The organism is Faecalibacterium duncaniae, from assembly GCF_010509575.1.
Lineage (GTDB): Bacteria > Bacillota > Clostridia > Oscillospirales > Ruminococcaceae > Faecalibacterium > Faecalibacterium duncaniae.
Genome location: NZ_CP048437.1, coordinates 846,155 through 867,084, shown reverse-complemented (window position 1 = coordinate 867,084; position 20,930 = coordinate 846,155). Strand labels below are relative to the sequence as shown.

15 protein-coding genes and 1 tRNA gene are annotated in these 20,930 nt (G+C 61.1%); 9 read left to right on the top strand and 7 right to left on the bottom strand.

Annotated elements, in window-relative coordinates; translation table 11 throughout:
- Positions 1–17 precede the first annotated feature (17 nt).
- Positions 18–1,115 carry an ABC transporter substrate-binding protein gene (locus tag GXM22_RS04080; RefSeq protein WP_035394134.1) on the bottom strand — a complete coding sequence of 366 codons (1,098 nt, stop codon included), beginning with the start codon at positions 1,113–1,115 and terminating at the stop codon, positions 18–20.
- A gap of 752 nt (positions 1,116–1,867) precedes the next feature.
- Here GXM22_RS04080 and GXM22_RS04075 point away from each other — a divergent pair.
- Positions 1,868–4,639, top strand: coding sequence for a Helicase associated domain protein (locus GXM22_RS04075; protein WP_163397092.1), 2,772 nt, complete (start codon positions 1,868–1,870; stop codon positions 4,637–4,639).
- 45 nt (positions 4,640–4,684) lie between these two features.
- Here GXM22_RS04075 and GXM22_RS04070 read toward each other — a convergent pair whose 3' ends face one another.
- Positions 4,685–5,836, bottom strand: a complete 1,152-nt coding sequence (locus GXM22_RS04070) for an aldo/keto reductase (RefSeq protein WP_099357233.1) — start codon at positions 5,834–5,836, stop codon at positions 4,685–4,687.
- A 182-nt stretch (positions 5,837–6,018) separates the two neighbouring features.
- Here GXM22_RS04070 and dusB point away from each other — a divergent pair, with 182 nt between their 5' ends.
- The 3 genes from dusB (at position 6,019) to GXM22_RS04055 (ending at position 9,700) form a co-directional block, all read left to right on the top strand.
- On the top strand, positions 6,019–7,050 hold the full coding sequence (dusB, locus tag GXM22_RS04065; protein ID WP_097770875.1) for a tRNA dihydrouridine synthase DusB: 1,032 nt from the start codon (positions 6,019–6,021) through the stop codon (positions 7,048–7,050).
- Positions 7,051–7,086: 36 nt separating this feature from the next.
- Entirely contained in the window at positions 7,087–9,465 is a 2,379-nt protein-coding gene (locus tag GXM22_RS04060) for a YfhO family protein (protein ID WP_050762787.1), read from the top strand.
- 61 nt (positions 9,466–9,526) lie between these two features.
- Complete coding sequence (locus GXM22_RS04055; RefSeq protein ID WP_005932980.1) at positions 9,527–9,700, top strand: C2 domain-containing protein; 174 nt, start codon at positions 9,527–9,529, stop codon at positions 9,698–9,700.
- 60 nt (positions 9,701–9,760) lie between these two features.
- On the opposite strand, the gene GXM22_RS04050 is transcribed toward GXM22_RS04055, so the two are convergent.
- A complete protein-coding gene (locus tag GXM22_RS04050) occupies positions 9,761–11,080 on the bottom strand; it encodes an MATE family efflux transporter (RefSeq protein ID WP_005932978.1) in 1,320 nt (439 codons plus the stop codon).
- Between the two features lie 76 nt (positions 11,081–11,156).
- Positions 11,157–11,227 (bottom strand) — tRNA-Gln (locus GXM22_RS04045).
- A gap of 598 nt (positions 11,228–11,825) precedes the next feature.
- Here GXM22_RS04045 and GXM22_RS04040 point away from each other — a divergent pair.
- The 5 genes from GXM22_RS04040 to GXM22_RS04020 are packed head-to-tail and all read left to right on the top strand — an operon-like array spanning position 11,826 to position 17,561.
- Positions 11,826–13,292, top strand: a complete 1,467-nt coding sequence (locus GXM22_RS04040) for an aminotransferase class I/II-fold pyridoxal phosphate-dependent enzyme (RefSeq protein ID WP_005932972.1) — start codon at positions 11,826–11,828, stop codon at positions 13,290–13,292.
- Between the two features lie 13 nt (positions 13,293–13,305).
- On the top strand, positions 13,306–14,163 hold the full coding sequence (speE, locus tag GXM22_RS04035; RefSeq protein WP_005932970.1) for a polyamine aminopropyltransferase: 858 nt from the start codon (positions 13,306–13,308) through the stop codon (positions 14,161–14,163).
- Positions 14,163–15,041: an agmatinase gene (speB, locus tag GXM22_RS04030; protein WP_005932969.1), complete on the top strand. Its 879-nt coding sequence runs from the start codon at positions 14,163–14,165 to the stop codon at positions 15,039–15,041. The genes speE and speB overlap by 1 nt, the downstream gene beginning before the upstream one ends.
- 46 nt (positions 15,042–15,087) lie before the next feature.
- Positions 15,088–16,347 (top strand): saccharopine dehydrogenase family protein, encoded by a 1,260-nt coding sequence (locus GXM22_RS04025; RefSeq protein ID WP_005932968.1) that lies wholly within the window; start codon positions 15,088–15,090, stop codon positions 16,345–16,347.
- Positions 16,347–17,561: a carboxynorspermidine decarboxylase gene (locus GXM22_RS04020; RefSeq protein WP_005932967.1), complete on the top strand. Its 1,215-nt coding sequence runs from the start codon at positions 16,347–16,349 to the stop codon at positions 17,559–17,561. Before GXM22_RS04025 ends, GXM22_RS04020 begins: the two co-directional genes overlap by 1 nt.
- A gap of 75 nt (positions 17,562–17,636) precedes the next feature.
- Here the strand turns inward: GXM22_RS04020 and gnpA are convergent, their stop codons facing one another.
- The 3 genes from gnpA to GXM22_RS04005 are packed head-to-tail and all read right to left on the bottom strand — an operon-like array spanning position 17,637 to position 20,923.
- The gene (gene gnpA, locus GXM22_RS04015; protein WP_005932966.1) at positions 17,637–19,796 is read right to left on the bottom strand and encodes a 1,3-beta-galactosyl-N-acetylhexosamine phosphorylase; all 2,160 of its coding nucleotides are present in this window, start codon (positions 19,794–19,796) and stop codon (positions 17,637–17,639) included.
- 27 nt (positions 19,797–19,823) lie between these two features.
- Positions 19,824–20,015 (bottom strand): DUF6903 family protein, encoded by a 192-nt coding sequence (locus GXM22_RS04010; protein WP_005932965.1) that lies wholly within the window; start codon positions 20,013–20,015, stop codon positions 19,824–19,826.
- A gap of 11 nt (positions 20,016–20,026) precedes the next feature.
- Positions 20,027–20,923 (bottom strand): carbohydrate ABC transporter permease, encoded by an 897-nt coding sequence (locus tag GXM22_RS04005; protein WP_005932964.1) that lies wholly within the window; start codon positions 20,921–20,923, stop codon positions 20,027–20,029.
- Between the last annotated feature and the right edge of the window lie 7 nt (positions 20,924–20,930).

Below are 20,930 nucleotides of genomic sequence, written 5' to 3'. Positions count from 1 at the left end.
GGTTGATGTACTCCTTTTTAGAAATTCTCCTGCGTGGTCACTACCACAATTTCGGTGCAATAGGGCTTGAAGGCTTCCTTGACGGTGTCGAGGTCAAGGCCCAGTGCCTCACAGCTCTCGGTGTTGATGGTGACGATGCCGTTATCGAAGGTCTGGTAGGGCAGGTCTGCGGGGGTCTTGCCGCCGCAGAGCAGCTCCACTACCATATCGGCGGTGGCCTCGCCCAGCTGGACGTAATCCACGCCGTAGCCCACAAAGGCACCGTTCAGTGCAAAGCTGTCGGCACCAGTGAAGTGCATCACGCCTGCATCGGTAAAGGTCTCGTAGATGGACAGCTCTGCGGTCATCACGGTGTTGTCGGTGGGAGTGAACACTGCCTTGACACCGGCGGCCACAAGGGCCTCGGCAGCCATCTGCACCTCAGCGGTGGTGGTGCCGTTCTTTTCAATGTACTTGATGCCCTTGCTGTCGCAGAACGCCTTGGCATCGGCGATGGCCTGGGTGGAGGCATCCTGGCTCAGGTCGTACAGCAGGCCGATGGTGTCGATGTCGGGGTTGATGGCAGTGATGAGGTTCATAATGGCCTCGGTGTTCAGAGCATCGGAGGTGCCGGTGATGCCCTCCTCCCCGTCAAACCCGGCAGAAACAGGATCGGTGACGGCAGAGTAGACCACAGGGATGTCGGTGTCCTCCACAGCGGCCAGCATGGTGGCGGCGGTGGGGGTGGCCACGGCCACAATGACATCTACCTGGTCGGCCACCAGGTCTGCACCGATCTGGTTCAGGTTGGACTGGTCAGCCTGGGCGTTGGCGTAGTAATCGGCATAGTCGAAGGTCACGCCCTTCTCCGCGCCCACCTCATCCAGGCGGCTCTCAACAGAGGCCACGATCTGGTTCAGGGAAGCATGATCCACATAGTTGACGATGCCCACCTTAAAGGTCTGGCCTGCCTCAGAAGCGGCGGCAGCGGAACCGGCAGCGCTGGAAGCGGTGCTGGATGCTGCGGCAGAAGAGCCGGAGGAGCCGCAGCCGGTCAGGCCCAGTGCGGATACGACAGCGGCTGCGGCGGTAGCCTTCAGGAAGCTGCGGCGGGAGATCATGTTCATGGTTTTCATAGCGGTTGCTCCTTTCCCGGAGCGGGCGGCCCAAAAAATAAAACCCGCTCCACCTGCGGAACGGGTAAAATAAAAACGGCCCCGTCCCTGTGTGTTCATCCACAAGGACAGAGTCGAGAAATTCGAATCTGCGGTGCCACCTTGCTTGCTCCGCTCGTCTTCCCGCCATGGAAAACTGCAGGAGCCCCTCAACGGAGAGCCAACACTCCCCTGCCCTGTAACGGAGGCTTCCGTCCCAAGCTACTAAAGGCACTGCCCTGTTTGCCCGGCCCTCGGCGGCCCACGAACTCTGCCCCGCTCTCTGCCCGTTTTCACCATTCGGGCTCACTGTAAGTGCGCTTGCAGGTTCTCTTCCGCCTCATCGGTTTGTTGATTGCATTATACGCTTTATTTTCATAAAGTCAAGAGGGAATTTTTCATTTTTTCAGCCGCAAAGATGAAATGCTTCTTGGATGCCCCGCAGCAGCCCTCCCGCCCAAATCTCCCCGGTGCGGCCCGGGCAGCTCTGCCGGGGCAAAAGAAGCCTTCTTCCTGCCATAGGTCATACTTTCTCTCCGCTCCGGGACGCATTTCCACTTTCAGTATCCCCGTTGCTGCGCACAAAGTTCGCAGTTTCTGCCACAGATTCCACACTATTTTTATTCTTTTCCCAAGTTTTGCTCTAAATTCTCTTCAAAGGGCTTGACAGAAAAATGTTTTTTGCGATAAACTAATTCTATGAAATATTTTCGTTGTATCCAACGATGTCAAACATGCAACTCGGAGAGGACACTACCACCATGTCGATGACCCTGAATCCCGTCAACAAAGCCGCTTTTCAGAAAGCTGTACAGTCTCTGGAGACCCTGAACCGGGCCGCCGTGTTCCACCCCACCGGCACCGGCAAAAGCTGTATTGCCTGGAAGGTGGTGGAGGCTCACCCCCAGACCACCTTTTTCTGGCTGGTGGCCGGTGCACAGCGTCTGGCCCTGCGGCAGGCAGAACTGACACGCTACAACGGCGGTACCCTGCCCGGCAATGTCCGCTTCTGTGATTGCGAAAAACTGGCCGCCGCCACCCCGGAGCAGTGGGTGCGGCTGGGGGAGCAGAAACCCGGCTGCATCGTGCTGGACTGTTACCATGAGCTGAGCGCCGTGTGTTGGGCACAGTCGGTGCAGAAGCTGCTGCGGATGTGCCCCCAGGCAAAGGTGCTGGGGCTGGGTGTGCCCAACGGTGCCCCCGTCTGCGCCGCCGCGCAGGAGCTGTTTGCCGACTGCATCGTCTCCCACATGACTGTGGCCGAGGCCATGGCCGCCGGGACCATGCCGGTGCCCTCAGCCTATGCAGCCCTGCTCTGGCCTCAGGAGGAGGAGCTGGCCACCCTGCGCGCCCGGATCAAAAATCTGTGTATGCCCAAGGGCGACACCTCCCTGCGCGTTCAATATGAAGAGCTGAGCTGGTCTCTGCGTCAGGTGGAAAACCTGACCGTTCTGCTGCCCCGCCTGCTCAGCGATACCAGCGGCCATTATCTGGTCCTGTTTGAATCCGCCGCCTATCAGGAAAAGCTGGGCGCGGAGCTGGAACAGCTGCTGCGCGCTGTGGACCCTGCCGTCCGCTTTTACGCTGCAGATCACGCCTGCTTTGCGGATTCTGCTGCTGTGGAGACTTTCCTCTCCGATACAGCCCCCGGCCCCAAGGTCCTGCTCTGCGTCAACGCGCCGGGAGTCCAGCAGCCGCTGGAGGGGCTGGCCGGGGTCATTCTGGTGCGCCAGTCCAGCCTGATGTCCACCTTCAAGCAGATGCTCTGCCGCGCTTTGGTGGCTGCAGGCAGCCGCAGCGTGCCGGTGTTCGACCTTGTGGCGCAGTTCGAGGGGCTGGGCAACGGCCGTACCCTGCAGCGTGACTGCACCGAGGCCATGACCAGGGCCGGCAGCAAAACGCCGGGCTTCCGGCAGGAGCGCCCCATGCAGCAGACCTACCGCCTGTACGGCAAGCTGCGCCGGGAGATGGAAGCCCGCTGGGAGGTGCTGTGCCAGGCCGCCGCCGATGCCGCCGCCAAAGAGGGCACCTTGGAGCTGCCCCGGAGCTATACCATCCACAGCGGCGTGCCCGTGGGCAAGTGGCTCGAGCTCCAGCGGCAGGTACAGGCCGGGCAGCGCCCGGGCCGCCTGACGGCTGAACAGGCCGCCAAGCTGGAAAAACTGGGCATCCGCTGGAACCACCGGCTGGAAGCTGCCTGGGAAAAGGGCTTTGCCTCCGCGCAGAAATACCGCACCGAGCACGGCGACCTGCTGGTGCCGGTGCGCTACCGCGATAAAAATGATTTTGCACTGGGCGAATGGATCGTCTACAACCGCCAGCGCTATCTGGGCGGCAACCTGACCCAGAACCGCATCGAGCGGCTGGAAGCCATCGGCATGGTGTGGAGCACCTCCAACGACCTGTGGGAGCAGAACTATGCCGCCGCCACCCAGTATTATCTGGAGCACGGTGATCTGGAAGTGCCCATCAAGTACGAAACGCCCTCCGGCTTCGGTCTGGGGGTCTGGCTGGGGGCCCAGCGCGCCGCTCACAAGGCAGGCGAGCTGCCTCAGGAACAGGTGGAGCGGCTGGACGCTCTGGGCATGGACTGGACCAACCGCAACGACCGCAAGTGGATGTCCCTGTATGATGTTGCCGCCGCCTACTACCATGAGCACGGCAACCTGAACGTTCCCTCGGAGTATGTCACGCCGGACGGAGTGCTGCTGGGCAAGTGGGTGGCACGCCAGCGCTATGCCTACCTGAACCCGGACCGCTCCAGCGCCCGGGTCACCCCTGAGCGCAAGGCCCTGCTGGACAAGCTGGGCATGGTGTGGGAAAAGTATGATCCCTGGCAGGAGCGCTATGATCTGGCTCTGGCCTACAAGACAGAGCACGGTGATCTGGAGATCCCCTCTGTCTACAAGACCGCCGACGGCGTTTGGCTGGGCAGCTGGGTCAGCCGCCAGCGGCAGGCCCTGAACTCCGGCAGCAGCGCCCTGAGCAGTGAGCGCCGCAAGCTGCTGCGCATCCTGTTCAAGGGCGAGCGCCGCCCCAGTGATCCCGCCGCTGACCACGGCACCGTGCGCGAGGCCAACTGGGAGCGGAACTTCCGCAGTGCCGCCCGCTACGCCCGCAAATACAAACACCTGCTGGTCCCCGCCAGCTATGTGGACAGCGATGGTGTCCGGCTGGGCGTGTGGATCTCCAACCTGCGTGCAGCCCGCAAGAACCGCCCGGATTCCTATCAGGTCACGCCCGCCCACATCAAAAAGCTGAACAGCATCGGCATGGTGTGGGATGCCCGGGATGCCAAGTGGGGAACCGCCTATCAGCAGGCCAAAGCCTACTACAAGGCCCACGGCAACCTCCACGCCGCCGCCAACTACAAATCCGACGAAACCGGCTTCTGCCTGGGCGACTGGCTCCGCCGGATGCGGGAGTGGGATACCGCCCACGACCCCAAGCTCACCCCTGAGCGCCGCGCAATGCTGGATAAAATCGGGATGGAGTGGAGCGAATAAGAGAAAAGAGCCACCGGTTTTTGCCGGTGGCTTTTCTGATGCATATTACAGCTGATCCAGCTCCTGCTGCAGCCGGGCCAACGCATTGCGGATGGGCAGATGCTGGGGGCAGGCCGCCTCGCACTTGCCGCAGCGGACGCAATGGCTGGCCTTTTCGGCATCGGGGAAGTGGGCTTCCCACTGGTGCTTGATGGCCTCGGGCTGGCCGAACATCCCCAGCTTGTTCCAGATGCTGAAGTTGTCCGGGATGTCCACCCCCATGGGGCAGGGCATACAGTACCGGCAGCCGGTGCAGCCGATCTTGATGCGGCTGTGCAGGAAGGCGGCGGTCTGCTCCACCGCGGCGGTCTCTGCAGCGGTCAGCGGCTCAAAGCGGGCAAAGGTGGCCAAGTTATCCGTGAGCTGATCCTCGGCACTCATGCCCGAGAGGATGACATGGACGTTCCGGTGGCTGCCCACCCAGCGCAGGGCCCAGGAGGCATCCGTGGCTTCGGGCCGCAGGGCCTTGAGGGGCGCTTCGGCCTCCGGGGGCAGGTTGGCCAGTGTGCCGCCCTTGATGGGCTCCATAATGATGAGGGGGATGTTCAGCTCCTCGGTCAACTGATAGCCGCGGTCACCCGAGATCTCCTCGGCACGGTCATCGGTGTCCAGATAGTTATACTGCAGCTGGCAGAAATCCCAGGGCTGATCCCGCAGGATGTGCTCAAGGCCCGCCGCGTTGTCGTGGCAGGAGAAACCGAAGCTGCGGATGCGGCCCAGCTTTTTCTGCTCCCACAGCCAGTCCACGATGCCCATTTCCTTGGCCCGGTCGTACCGGGCGGCGTGCAGGGAGTGCAGCAGGTAGAAGTCGATATACTCCACGCCCAGCCGCCGGAGCTGCTCTTCAAAGATATGCTGGGCCTCCTCCAGGCTCCCGCACTGCCACAGCGGCATCTTGGTGGCCAGATAAAAGCTCTCCCGGGGCCACTTTGCAATGACCCTGCCCACAAAGGGCTCGCTCTGGCCGCCGTGGTAGGGGTAGGCGGTGTCAAAATAGTTCACGCCTGCGTCCCGCGCAGCGTTCAGCAGCGCTTCGGCCCGGGGCTCGTCAATGGCTCCCTCCGGTGTGGTGGGAAACCGCATACAGCCATAGCCCAGCAGGGAGGTGCGGATGCTCTCCCCTGCGCCGTTCTGCTTTTTCCATGCTCTGTATTCCATCTCTTTTGTGCAGCTGGCTGCCGTGTTCCAGCCGCTCCTCCTTTTGTCCCCCAGTATACCGGAAAAATCCCGTGCTGACAAGAAAGATGTTCCGCTTCTTGTTCTGCCGCCGGAAATATGGTATACTTATAATCCAAATTTTATCATGTTATCAACTAAATCAGATAGCGCTAAGGAGTATCATGGAACCTTTCAACACCCCTTTGAAGATCAGGGAGATCTCACTGCCCCACCGGGCAGTGTTCGGCCCCATGGCGGGCTTTACCGATGCCCCGGCCCGGCGGCTGATGGCCCAGCACGGAGCCGGTTTTACCGTCAGTGAGATGGTGTCCAGCCGGGCGCTGGTATACGGCGACCACAAAACCGTCAGCCTGCTCAAGGCCGAGCCCAACGGTGCCCCCTACGGCGTGCAGATCTTTGGCGAAGTGCCCGAGATCATGGGGCAGGCCGCTGCCGCCGTGGAGCAGTACGCGTTCGATTTTCTGGACATCAACATGGGCTGCCCGGCCCCCAAGATCGTCTCGGGCGGGGCGGGCAGCAAGCTGATGCTTGACCCCGACCGCTGCGGCCGTATTGTGGAGGAAGTGGTCAAAAACACCTCCCGCCCCGTCACCGTGAAGATGCGCAAGGGCTGGGACGCGGAGCACGTCACGGCCGTGGAATGCGCCAAAGCCTGCGAGCAGGCGGGCGCGGTGCTCATCGCCGTCCACGCCCGCACCCGGGAGCAGATGTACACCCCGGGCATCGACCCGTCCATCATTGCGGCGGTGAAGGATGCCGTCCACGTTCCCGTTCTGGGCAACGGCGATATCCGCACCGCCGAGGATGCTGTGCGGATGGTGGAGGAAACCGGCTGCGACGGCGTGATGATCGCCCGGGCCGCCCTGGGCGACCCCTGGCTCTTTGAGCGGGTGAACGCCGCGCTGGAGGGCCTGCCCGCCCCCAAGGAGCCGAACCTGCAGGCCCGGATGAATGCCCTGCGCCGGCAGGTGGAGGAGATGGTGGAGCAGAAGGGCGAGTTCGTTGCCATGCCCCAGGCCCGGGCCCAGACCATGCACTACATGAAGGGCCTGAAGGGGGCCGCCAGCCTGCGGCGCTACTGCTGTGAGCTGAGCCGCCTCTCTGACCTCGACACCCTCATCGACGCGGTGTTCGAGCAGCAGCGCAGGGCCGCGCAGGACCCCGATGACACCCGCGAGGTGCCGTTCCCGTAAGCGGGAAATTTCCGATACTGAAAAGAGGACTGACGCATGACTGCATTTCATTCTTCGCCCCGGATGCTGGGACAGAAGCAGGACAAGTTCTGGCTCACCGTGGGGCTCTGTGCCCTGACAGCCGCCCTCATCTTCCTGCCGTTCTATCTGCTGGATGGCGGCTTTTTCCACTATGCAGGCGATTTCAACAGCCAGCAGATCAGCTTTTACCGCTACATGAACGGCTTTCTCAAGGGGGCAGGCTACCCTGCCGGATACGGAGGCGTGAAGAATACCTTTTCCTGGGCAACTGACCTGGGCAGCGGAACCATGAACGCCTATTCGTTCTACCTGTACGGCTCCCCCTTCTTCTGGTTTTCCCTGCTCTTCCCGCAGAACTGGCTCCCCTACCTCATGGTGCCGCTGCTGGTGCTCAAGTTCGCGGTGGCGGGCGGCGGCGCGTATCTGTACCTGCGCCGCTACGTCAAAGACCCGAACTTTGCGGTGCTGGGTGCGGCCCTCTACGCCTTTTCGGGCTGGGGGCTGTACAACATCTTCTTCAACCACTTCATCGATGTGCTGGCCCTCTTCCCCTGGATGCTCTGGGCACTGGATGAGACCATCTACGAGCGCCGCCACGGATGGTTCGCCTTCTGGGTGGCGGTGAACCTGCTCAACAACTACTTTTTCTTTGTGGGGCAGGTGCTCTTCCTTGTCATCTACTTCGTCTGCAAGCTCTCCGCCGGGGAGTTTCGGCTCACGCCCCGCCTCTTCGGTCAGCTGGCCTTTGAGAGCCTGCTGGGCGTGGCACTGGGCTTTGTGGTGCTCTGGCCCACTGTCCTCAGCGTGCTGCAGAACCCGCGCACCATCGACCTTTCCTCCGGCTGGGGCTTTCTGACCTATTCCAAGCCCCAGCAGTATCTGGCCATCCTGCTGAGCTGGGTGCTGCCCCCGGATTCCCCCTATATGACCTCCATCTGGTCTGAGGGTATCATCAAATGGACCAGCATGACAGCCTATCTGCCCCTGTGCAGTCTGGCCGGTGTGGTGGCCTACTGGCGTGCCCGGCAGGGCGACAGCAAAAAGCGGATCATTGCCGTCTGCATGGTATTTGCGCTGGTGCCCATCCTGAACAGCGCGTTCTATGCCCTCAATTCCAGCTACTATGCCCGGTGGTTCTATATGCCGGTGCTCATCCTTGCGGCCATGACGGTGAGCGCGTGGGAGGACCCCAGCCTCGACCTCGCCCGCCCCGCCCGGAGCATTGCTTTTGTGATGATCGCCACGCTGGCCTTTGCACTGGTGCCCGTGCAGGATGCCACCACCAAGGAGTGGAGCCTGGGCGTGCTTCAGAATCCGGGCCAGTACTGCGCCGTGCTTGCCTTTGGTCTGGGCGGGCTGGCCGTCTACCATTGCATCTGCAGGCGCTGGCAGCAGCGCAGGGTCTTTGCCCGCCGCCTGCTGGCCGGTGTGCTGGCGTTCAGCTGCCTGTTCGGCATCGTCCACATCGGCATTGGCAAGTTCGGCCAGTGGAACACCGACAGTGACCTTGTGGAGCAGTACATCAATGCGCTGGCCCTGAAGGAGGATCTGCCCGAGGGTGACTGGCGCATTGACACCTACAAGACCCACGACAATCTGGGCCTGTGGCTGGACAAGAGCTGCCTGCAGTATTTCGGCAGCACCGCCGCTCCCAGCATCCTCAGCTTCTACCCTGCACTGGGGGTCAAGCGGGATGTGCGCAGTCAGCCCGAGCTCTCCAACTACGCCCTGCGCGGCCTGCTCAGCGTCAGATACCTGCTGACCACACTTGCGCATCAGAAGCAGTTCCACGCTGAGGCCGATGAGGGCTGGGCGTATTACGATACCCTGGACGGCTATGTTCTCTACGAGAACCAGAACTACGTTCCCATGGGCTTTACCTACGATTACTACCTCACCGAGACCCAGTATGAGGACACCGTGACCCCCACCCGCTCCAACCTGCTCATGCGGGCACTGGTGCTCACTGAGGAGGATGCGGTGGCCTACGGGCAGTACCTCACGCCCCTGCCCACGGCAGAGCTCAACGACCTGACCTATACCCGCTACACTCAGGACTGCGCCGACCGCCGGGCCTCTGCCTGCACCGCCTTTGAGATGACCAGCGCAGGCTTCCACGCTGAAGCCACGCTGGACAGGGCCAACCTGATGTTCTTCTCCGTGCCTTACGATGACGGCTTCACGGCCTATGTGAATGGGCAGGAGACCGAGATCCTGCGGGTGGACGAGGGCCTGATGGCCGTTCTCTGCCCCGCCGGAACGGTCACCATCGACTTTGTCTATCAGCCGGACGGCATCCGCCTGAGCCGGACTGTCACCCTTGCCGCCCTGCCCGTGTTCCTGCTCTACGCCGGGCACTTTGCCTGGGACGAAAAGAAAAGACGGAAACATTAAAAAAGCCGCCGCTCCAAGAAGCGACAGCTCAAAGAAAAGCTCAAACGAAAGAAGGTATCCTATGGGCCCCTGGTATTACGAGGTCGTCAGCTTTGACGGCGATTATGTCAACCTGCGCCGCACCGACATTGAAAGCGACGAGCTGAATCCCGTTGCGCTGGCCCTGCTGCCGCCCGAGATCGAGGTGGGCAGCAAGGTCAAGTGCGAGTATTTTCAGTATGAGGTGATCAGCTGAGCCTCTCCGTCATCCCGGCGGGATGCCACCTCTCCTAATAGGAGAGGCAAGCCCCCCCTATTAGGGGAGCTGGTGCGAAGTACCTGAGAGGTTCGCCAGCGCCGCCGCCAGCAGCATTCCGATGGGTGCGCTGATCCAGCTGGACATCCAGAAGCCTGCAAAACCGATGCGGGGCACCAGGATCACACAGGCCAGCAGGTTCAGGGCGATCTGCCCCAGGCTGGAGGCCAGATACAGCCCCATCTTCTGGGCACCGCGCAGGCGGGCCTCGAACAGATGCTTCTGTGCCACAAACAGGTAGGTCACCGACTCAAAGGCCAGCATGGTGCAGCCGTAGCTGGCCGCTGCCGGGTCGGTGGTAAAGAGCCGGAGCAGCGGTCCCCGCAGGCCGATGCAGACCGCCACCACCCCAAGCGAATACACCAACAAGATCCGCCGCCCTTCCCGCAGGCCCTCTTTCACACGGCCCGGCTGAAGGGCGGCTGTGTTTTGCGCAATAAAGAACACTGTGGACTGCACAAAGCCGAACACCGGCATCATCAGCAGGCTGGACAGCTTGCCTGCGCAGGAGAATCCTGCAATGGCTTCCACACCCAGGCCGCCCAGCAGCCCCTGTTTGACCGTGGTGATGATGGTGCCGCTGGCCTGCTGGACACTGTTGGGGGCCGACAGCCGGAAGATATCCCTGGCATAGCGCGCCTTGAGCATCCGGGGCGAGAAGGCCGCGTCCATCTGGGTGCGGCGCAGAAACGCCACCATGTAGACCGCGCCCGCCACCTGCGCCGCCGCTGTGGCAGCCGCCGCACCGGCCACCCCGAAGGGCCCCACCAGAACAAGGTCAAGCACAATGTTCATCACGCTGGTTGCCACAATGACCTTGAGCGGCGTTTTGGAATCGCCGCAGCCCATGACACATTCCTTGCTCAGATCATAGGGCATCAGAAATGGCAGCCCCAGCAGATAGATGCGCCCATAGAGCACAGCGGTATCCAGGATCTCCGCAGGCGTGTTGATCAGCCGCAGCAGGGCCGGCAGGGTCACAAAGCCCACTGCCGTGGTCAACAGGGCGATGACCTCATCCACGAACAGCAGGTTGTACAGCAGCTCGGTCATCTCATGCTTTGTGGCAGTGGGCTTGCCCGCCGCCACCAGCAGGCCGCCGCCCAGCTCCATGCCGCCGGAGATGAACAGAAAGATCATCAGCACCGTGGAAGCGTTGGACACTGCCGCCAGCGCATCGGCATCCAGCCGCAAGCCGATGATCATGGTATCGGCCACGGCGTAAAACTGTGTTGCCACCATGCTCAGGATAATGGGCAGCGCGTACCGCAGCAGCGCGGGCCGCACTGCTCCGGTCAGCAGAGAATTCTCTTCGTTCACACAAACAACCTCTTTTCACAAAAAATAAAACCCGCAGGGAACCTGTCGCCCAGGCCCCCTGCGGGTTCTTTTTCAGTTGCGCCAGCAGGAGTCGAACCTACGATGGGGGAGTCAAAGTCCCCTGCCTTACCGCTTGGCGATGGCGCACCGGTAAGAATCAGTATAGTAGAATTTCTTTCATTTGTCAAGCAAAAGCGTTTTGCCGTGTCTGTGCAAAGTGTTTTGCCACACTTTTACCATGTCTTTACAGTGTCCTTGTCATAATGCGAACCGCTTGCCCATTTTCCGCTTTATTTTCCCAAAAAGTATTGACACCACCCTCATAGCATGATAAGATATCATCGATTTTGAGAGACAAAGCGTGTCAGAGTCTTTTCAAAGCAAATTACCTGGGACCGCCCATCGGGGCTAAGGCCATACGGACAGCCGGGTCCACTGCCGACCGGCGGCGCAAGCTGCCATTATTGATTGAGTTGAAAGCTCAAATTTTATAAGTTGGTTCCTTTACAGCCATGAAATTGCGCAGAACGTGCGCAGACTTGTGAAACGGTCAATAAGAGTAGTAAAAGTGTAATTGCTATATAGACTCTCGTCATCCCGTCTTTTTGAATCATGCGGAGATTTTCCCCAGTGTCACCGGGGGCTTTGTCTGCATGTTCAGAACGCTTTTTCAAGCGCAGGTCTGCACCAGTGTGGTGGGCCTGCGCTTTTTTGCTGCGCCGGAACCAGGGACGGAGGAGAAAAGATGAGTGAGAACCGTACACGGTTCCGGCTGGATCAGCGCCGCGCGCCCATTTATGAGGCGCTGGAGCAGTTCCGGCAGATGCGTGTGGTACCTTTTGATGTACCCGGCCACAAGCGGGGCCGCGGCAACCCGGAACTGACGGCCTTTCTGGGCCAGCAGTGCGTGGGTGTGGACGTGAACAGCATGAAGCCGCTGGATAATCTCTGCCACCCGGTATCGGTCATCCGGGAGGCCGAGGAGCTGGCCGCCGATGCCTTTGGCGCAGCCCACGCCTTTTTAATGGTGGGCGGCACCACCAGCTCTGTGCAGAGCATGGTGCTGACAGCCTGCAAGCGGGGCGATGAGATCATCCTGCCCCGCAACGTGCACCGCAGTGTGCTGAACGCGCTGGTGCTCTGCGGCGCGGTCCCGGTCTATGTGAATCCCGAGGTGGACAAGCGGCTGGGCATCTCGCTGGGCATGAAGCGGGAGCAGGTGGCCAAGGCCATCAAGGAGCACCCCAACGCCGTGGCCGTTCTGGTGAACAACCCCACCTACTACGGCATCTGTTCCGACCTGCGCGCCATCGTGAAGATGGCCCACGAGGCCGGGATGCTCTGCCTGGCCGACGAGGCCCACGGCACCCACTTCTACTTTGGCAACGGCCTGCCCGTTTCCGCTATGGCAGCGGGGGCCGATATGGCCTCGGTCTCCATGCACAAGAGCGGCGGCAGCCTGACCCAGAGCAGCCTGCTGCTCATCGGGCCCAATGTGCATCAGGGCTATGTGCGGCAGATCATCAACCTGACCCAGACCACCTCCGGCAGCTACCTGCTCATGTCCAGTCTGGACATCTCCCGCCGCAACCTTGCCCTGCGGGGGCGGCAGGTGTTCCATCAGGTGGCGGATATGGCCGAGTACGCCCGGGAAGAGATCAACGCCGTAGGCGGCTACTACGCCTTTGGCAAGGAACTGTGCAACGGCAACTCTGTCTTTGACTTTGACACCACCAAGCTCAGCGTCCACACGCTGGACATCGGCCTTGCCGGCATCGAGGTCTACGACATCCTGCGGGACGAGTACGACATCCAGATCGAGTTCGGCGACATCGGCAACATCCTGGCCTACCTCTCCATCGGCGACCGCCCCCAGGAGATTGAGCGGCTGGTCAGCGCTCTGGCCGAGATCAAGCGCCGCTACCACACCGACGGCACCGGCCTGCTGAGCCAGGAATACATCGACCCCGTGGTGGCTGCCAGCCCGCAGGAGGCCTTCTATGCCCCCAAAAAGAGCCTGCCCCTGCGGGAGACCGAGGGTATGGTCTGCAGCGAGTTCGTCATGTGCTACCCGCCGGGCATCCCCATTCTGGCCCCCGGCGAGCGCATCACCAAGGAGATCCTGAACTATATCGAGTACGCCAAGGCCAAGGGCTGCAGCATGACCGGCCCTGAGGACCCTGATATTTTGCACCTGAACGTTCTGGCATAAGGAGGGAAAGCAGATGGAGTTTTGGTTTTCGGAATTTCACACCCCCGATGTGAAGCACAGCATCCGGGTGAACAAGCAGCTCTACTCCAAGCAGAGCGATTATCAGCGCATTGATATTTTTGAAACGCCCGAGTTTGGCCGGGTGCTCACACTGGACGGCAATGTGATGCTGACCGAGCGGGACGAATTCATCTACGACGAGATGATCGTCCATGTGCCCATGGCCGTGCACCGGGAGGCAAAGGATATCCTTGTCATCGGCGCGGGCGACGGCGGCGTGGTGCGGGAGCTGACCCGCTACGACCGGGTGGAGCGCATCGACCTGGTGGAGATGGACCCCCAGGTGGTGGAGGCCTGCCGTGCCTACCTGCCCGGCAACGCCTGCCGGATGGATGACCGCCGGGTGCACATCTATTTTGAGAACGCCCTCAAGTTCATCCGCCAGTGCGAGGAGGAATACGACCTCATCATCGTGGACTCCTCCGACCCCTTCGGCCCAAGCGAGGGTCTGTTCACCCGTGAGTTCTACGGCAGCTGCTTCAACGCCCTGAAAGAGGACGGCATCATGGTCAATCAGCAGGGCAGCCCCTTCTACGCCGAGGATGCCAACGCCATGCAGCGCAGCCACAAACGCATTGCTTCCACCTTCCCCATCAGCCGGGTGTATCAGGCCCACATCCCCACCTTTGCAGCGGGCTACTGGCTGTTCGGCTTTGCCAGCAAGAAGTACCACCCCATTGATGATCTGGACGCAACCGCCTGGAAGGCCCTGAACATGCGCACCCGGTACTACACCACCAAACTGCATATCGGAGCATTCTACCTGCCGGCTTTTCTGGAGGAGATGCTGCGGGAAGTGGAGGAACACTGATGCTTTACCCCAACGTTGAAACCTTTATCGGCTGCGACAGCAGCTACCGTGCCGCCAGCATCGTGCTGTACGGTGCCCCCTACGATTCCACCACCAGCTATCGCCCGGGGGCCCGGTTCGGCCCGGCTGCCATCCGGCACGAAAGCTACGGTCTGGAGACTTACAGCCCCTACCAGAACGCCGACCTGACCGACTTTGACATCTTCGACAGCGGCGATCTGGAGCTCTGCTTCGGCTCCAGCGAGAGCGCACTGGCCGACATCCAGAGCCGCGCGGCAGAGATCCTGCACGACGGAAAGTTCCCGCTCCTGCTGGGCGGCGAGCATCTGGTCACGCTGGGTGCCGTGCGGGCCATGGTGGAAAAGTACCCCGACCTCCACATCGTCCACTTTGATGCCCACGCCGACCTGCGGGACGACTATCTGGGCGCAAAGCTCAGCCACGCCTGTGTCCTGCGCCGCTGCCATGACCTCATCGGCGACGGACGCATCCACCAGTTCTGCATCCGCAGCGGCGACCGCACCGAGTTTGAGTTCGCGGCTGCCCACACCGAGATGCACAAGTTCGATTTCACGGGCCTTGCCCAGCTCACCGAGCAGCTCTGTGCCAGCAAGGTGCCCGTTTACCTGACCATTGACCTCGACTGCCTGGACCCCTCCTGCTTCCCCGGCACCGGCACCCCGGAGGCCGGCGGCGTGAGCTTTTTGCAGCTGCTGGAAGCCATCCGCACCGTGACCAAGGCCAACATCGTGGGTGCGGACCTCAACGAGCTGGCCCCCACGCTGGACACCACCGGCGTTTCCACGGCCACAGCCTGCAAGGTCCTGCGGGAGCTGCTGATTGCGCTGGACAAGGGCTGGCCGGGCTTTCAGGTATAAGGACAGACCGTAAAAAGACAACTTTACAGATAAAGGAGTAACCGATATGAGCAAAGTTCTGATCATCGGCTGCGGCGGCGTGGCCTCCGTTGCCATCCACAAGTGCTGCCAGGTCCCTGAGGTGTTCACCGAGATCTGCATCGCCAGCCGCACCAAGGCAAAGTGCGACAAGCTGGCCGCCGAGCTGGCCCCCAAGACCACCACCAAGATCGCCACCGCACAGGTGGATGCCGACCACGTGGATGAGGTCATCACCCTCATCAAGAGCTACCAGCCCGATCTGGTGATGAACATCGCCCTGCCCTATCAGGATCTGACCATCATGGATGCCTGCCTGGCCTGCGGCGTGAACTACATGGACACCGCCAACTACGAGCCCGAGAACACCGACGACCCGGAGTGGCGCGCCATTTACGAGAAGCGCTGCAAGGAGGCCGGTTTCTCCGCCTACTTTGATTACAGCTGGCAGTGGGCCTACGCCAAGAAGTTTGAGGAGGCCGGCCTGACCGCCCTGCTGGGCAGCGGCTTTGACCCGGGCGTGACCCAGGCTTACTGCGCTTACGCCAAGAAGCACGAGTTCGACACCATCGACACCATCGACATTCTGGACTGCAACGGCGGCGACCACGGCTATGCCTTTGCCACCAACTTCAACCCTGAGATCAACCTGCGCGAGGTCTCTGCCCCCGGCAGCTACTGGGAGAACGGCCACTGGGTGGAGATTCCGGCCATGAGCATCAAGCGGGAGTACAACTTTGATCAGGTGGGCCAGAAGGATATGTACCTGCTCCACCACGAGGAGATCGAGTCTCTGGCCAAGAACATCCCCGAAGCAAAGCGCATCCGCTTCTTTATGACCTTCGGCCAGAGCTACCTCGACCACATGCGCTGTCTGGAGGACGTGGGCATGCTGTCCACCACCCCGGTCAACTTCAACGGTCAGGAGATCGTGCCCATCCAGTTCCTCAAGGCCCTGCTGCCCGACCCCGCCAGCCTTGGCCCCCGCACCAAGGGCAAGACCAACATCGGCTGCATCTTCACCGGCAAGAAGGACGGCAAGGAAAAGACCTACTACATCTACAACGTCTGCGACCATCAGGAGTGCTACAAGGAGGTCGGCTCTCAGGCCATCAGCTACACCACCGGTGTGCCTGCCATGTGCGGCGCGCTGATGCTGCTGACCGGCAAGTGGACCACCAAGGGCGTGCACACTGTGGAAGAGTTTGATCCGGACCCGTATCTGGATGCTCTGGACAAGTACGGCCTGCCCCGCTCCGAGAGCCACGCCCCGGCTCTGGTGGACTGATGCGGCTGGCCGACACCCGCCCGCCCTTTGCGGGGCTGGCGAACCTCTCTGAGGCTGCACTGGCTGCACTGCCCACCCCCTGCTATCTGTTGGATGAAGCCCGGCTGCGCCGCAACGGCGAGATCCTGCTGGGCGTACAGCAGCGGACAGGCTGCAAGATCCTGCTGGCCCAGAAGGCCTTTTCCAACTACGACCTCTACCCGGTGCTGGCCCCCTATCTGGCGGGCACCGAGGCCAGCGGCCTGTACGAGAGCCGCCTGGGCAGGGAGGAGCTGCCGGAGAAGGAGAACCATGTGTTCTGCGCCGCCTACCGGGCCGACCAGTTCGAGGAGCTGCTGCAATACGCTGACCACATCGTGTTCAACTCGCCCCACCAGCTGGCAAAGTTCGGCCCGGCTGCAAAGGCGGCGGGCAAGAGCGTGGGCCTGCGGGTGAACCCCGAGCATTCCACCCAGGAGGGGCACGAGATCTATGACCCCTGCGCCCCGGGCAGCCGTCTGGGCACCACCCGTGCCCAGTGGGATGCCGCTGCGGCGCAGCACCCTGACCTGCCCGACCTGTTGGACGGCCTGCACTTCCACACCCTGTGTGAGCAGGATTCCGATGCGCTGGCGGCCACCCTGCCCGCGCTGGAAGCGAAATTCGGTGACCTGCTGCCCCGGATGAAGTGGCTCAATTTTGGCGGCGGGCACCACATCACCCGCCCGGATTACGACCTTGCCACGCTGGAAAAGTGCATCACCGGGACGCAGGAAAAGTACGGCGTACAGGTGTATCTGGAACCGGGCGAGGCCTGGGCGCTGAACGCGGGCTACCTCGTCACCACAGTGCTGGACACCCTGCAGAACGGCGAGACACATCTTGCCATTCTGGACATGTCCGCAGCCTGCCATACGCCGGATGTCATCGAGATGCCCTACCGCCCGCCCCTGCTGGACGCGGGCGAGCCGGGGGAAAAGCCCTGCACCTTCCGGCTGGGCGGCCCCACCTGCCTTGCCGGGGACGTGGTGGGCAATTACAGCTTTGCCGCCCCCCTCACCGAGGGTGACCGGCTCATCTTCGGCGACATGGCCATCTATTCCACCTGCAAGAACAACACCTTCAACGGGATGCCCCTGCCGGATATCTGGGTGCTGCATGAAAACGGCACCACCCAGCCGCTGGCCCGCTTCGGCTACCACGATTTCAAATACCGTCTGGGCTCTCCCCGCTGAGCCGCCCGGATACACAAACACCCCTCTGCGCTCCTTTCGGAATGCAGAGGGGTGTTTGCTTATGAAACGGAGAACTCAGATCTCATACCACTTGATCTCGTTGGCTTCCAGATGCAGGTCGAAATGGTTTCCACCGGTGGTGTAGACCGTGGTGTCCTGCGGTTCGTAGGTGTTGTTCACCACGCAGTACTTGCCATTTTTCACGTAGGCGTGCACTTCCACATTGTAGTTGGAGCTGAACCAGGTGTGCAGCTCCTCCTCGCTGTGGGCGCTCCACAGGATGGCACGGTAAAGGGTGCGGCTGTTGGCAAAGCTGTAAGGCACACCGCTGATGTACACGGCGCGGCCCTTACCGAAATCGTGTGCCGCCATCTGCACTTCCCTGTTCCGCTGCACCAGCACCTCGGTCCCCTCGAGGGCGTAGATATTCTTCTTGCCCTCGCCAAAGTCGATGGGCTGGTCGGCATCCTGCAGAATGAAGTGGTCCGGGTGCTCGTCCCAATTGTACTTGTCGTAGTTGAGGGTGAAGCCGTTTTCTTCCTCCACGCCCAGCACGCTGGCCAGCTGGAGGATGTGGCCCTGATAGGCATGACCGGAGGGCTCACCCACGCCGATGAGGCCGCCGCCGTTCCAGACGAACTTCCGGATTGCGGAGGAGATCTCCGGGTCCTCCCACCAGATGCCGCCGGTGTGGGCGGTGTCGGCATCGCCCACATTGATGATGACATCCAGCTCATCCAGCAGGGCGGGGTCCTTCTTGATGTCCTCAAAGCTGATGAACTTCACGTCAAAGGGCGCGCCGGACAGCATTTCGATGACACCGGAGTAGCTGTAGTTCTGCTTGTAGTAGAGGGCGTGGTGCACCATGTGGCAGCCCCAGGCCCGCATCTTGCCCCAGCAGTTCAGCACGGCCACCCGCTTGACGCAGTAGGGCGTGGTGCCCTTGATGTTCTCATACAGCTCACGGAACTCGCTGCAGACGCTCTCCACATAGTCCACGAACTCCGGGAACTGCAGCGCCAGCTTCAGGTAGCCGCCGTAGCCGATGCGGTCAATGGGCTTGCGCAGGATGGCGCGGCGGGCCGTGACCCAGTTTTCCTTGGCCTCCCGCACCGGGTCGCCGCCCTCGTGGAAGGTGTCCGGGAAGAAGTAGGGTAAAAAGCGGCCCTCGGTGTACTTTACGCCCTCGATGTCTGAGATCAGGCGCAGAGTGGAACCGTTGCCCACACTGCCCACCACGGCATCCAGACCGATGGTCTTGAACTCCGGCATAAAGGGCTCGGTGCCGATCCAGTGGTCCCCCAGGAACATCATGGCCTCGCAGCCGCACTCGTGGGTGATATCCACCATCTCCTTGGCAAGCTTTGCCACCTCCCGGCGCTGGAATGCCTGAAAATCCCGGAATTCCCTGCTGGGCACCCGGTACTGGTTGTTGTAGTAGCCCTGATCGATGATGTACTCCGGGCGGAACTTATAGCCCACCTCCTTCTCGAACTGCTTCAGGATATAGGGGCTGACCGAGGCGGAATAGCCGTACCAGTCCACGAACTTCTCCCGCTTCAGCTCATCGAAGATCAGGGTAAACTGGTGGAAGAAGGTGGTGTAGCGGATCACGTTGACATAGGGGTGGTCTGCAATGAACTTCCGCAGCCGCTCCATGGAGTATTTGTGGGTCTTGGGCTGGCGCACGTCAAAGGTGATCTGGTGCTCAAAGTTGGTCCAGCCGTTGGTGGTAGCATTGTACATGTGCACCGGGTCCCAGATCAGGTAGGCCAGAAAGCTGACGGTGTACTCGTGGAACGGCACGGCCTGCACCGTCACGCTGCCGTCGGCGTAGCTCCACTGTGCCGGGGGCACGGGCTGACCGGTGGTTCGGTCCATGACCTCCCACCAGCGGGTGATGTCGTCGTTGGTGTTCACCTGCATCAACTCCGGGCTGATGCCCTTCATCAGTGGAATGGTCACGGTGTCACCGGGGGCGGTGTAGAAGCCGGTCATAATGTAGCACTGCTGCACCTCATCCGGGTTCGCCTTGGCCCACGCGTTGTCCTTGCGGGTGGTATAGTAGGTGGAGTAGATCTTTGCGTCGGCATCCTTCAGCTCCTGCGGAAAGTCGGTGCCGTCGCAGTCGCGGATGGCATCCGCGCCCCACTTTTTCAGGATCTCCAGCGTTTCGGGCACCACGTCCAGATCGGTCGGGATCGTTACGCGCCCGGTCATTCTATTTTCTTCCATGGGAATTCTCCTTTACCTCTCTTCTCCTCAATCCTGATAGGGGGCGTTATAGAGCGCCAGCACGGCCAGCAGCAGCGCCACCCCCAAAAGCATGATGCCAAGACCGGCCAGCTGCCCGGTCATTTTCCAGCCTGCTGTCACCAGCGCGATGGACAGCACAAACAGCACCAGCATCAGCACCATGCGCAGGGCGGGATGATTTTTCCAGAATGCTTTCATCGTTTGTCACCTTACCCTTTCAGACCGCCCACGGTCATGCCCTGTGTCAGCTGCTTCTGCACGCAGATGTACAGGATCAGGGTGGGCAGCATCACCAGCACCAGACCGGCATACATGGTGCCGTACTGGGCCGCGCTCTGCTGGGCCTGCATCAGATTCAAAAGGCCCACCGGCAGGGTGCGGGGCGCGCTGGTGGAGCTCATCAGCGTCATGGAAATGATGTACTCATTCCAGAAGGACAGGAAGTTGAACAGGATGATGGTGATGATGGAGGGCTTTGCCATGGGGAAGATGATACGGGTCATGGTGGAGAAGTAGCTTGCACCGTCGATGTAGGCAGCCTCCTCAAAATCATGGGGCAGGGTGGCAAAATAGCCCGAAAGCAGATAGATTGTAAAAGGCAGGGCTGTGGCTGCATACACCACCGCCAGCACCACCAGATTGTTCAGCAGGAAGCTGCTGCCAAAGTGGCTCTTCAGCCAGACATCTCCGTCCCGCAGCATCAGGAAGATGGGCACCACGATGTAGTTGACATTGATGAACAGGCCCGCCATAAACAGGGTGTTCAGCAGTTTGCGGCCCTTGAACCGGAAGCGGGACAGGCAGTAGGCGGCAGGCAGCGCAATGACCAGCAGCAGCACCAGCGCCAATGCGGTCACGATGACAGAGTTGAGCATATACTCGCCCATCTTGGCTCCGTTCCACGCATTGACAAAGTTCTGCCAGTAGAACCCGGCAGGCAGCGCCCACGGGTTGCCGTAGAACTCCGCGTTCTGCTTGATGGAGGCCATGAATACCCATGCCACCGGCACGATGATGATCACCGCCAGCAGGACCAGCACAAAATAGATAAAGAACTTGTAGAGACCTTCCGCCGAGCGGGAAGATCTTTCGGTGGTATTCTGCATCTTCTTC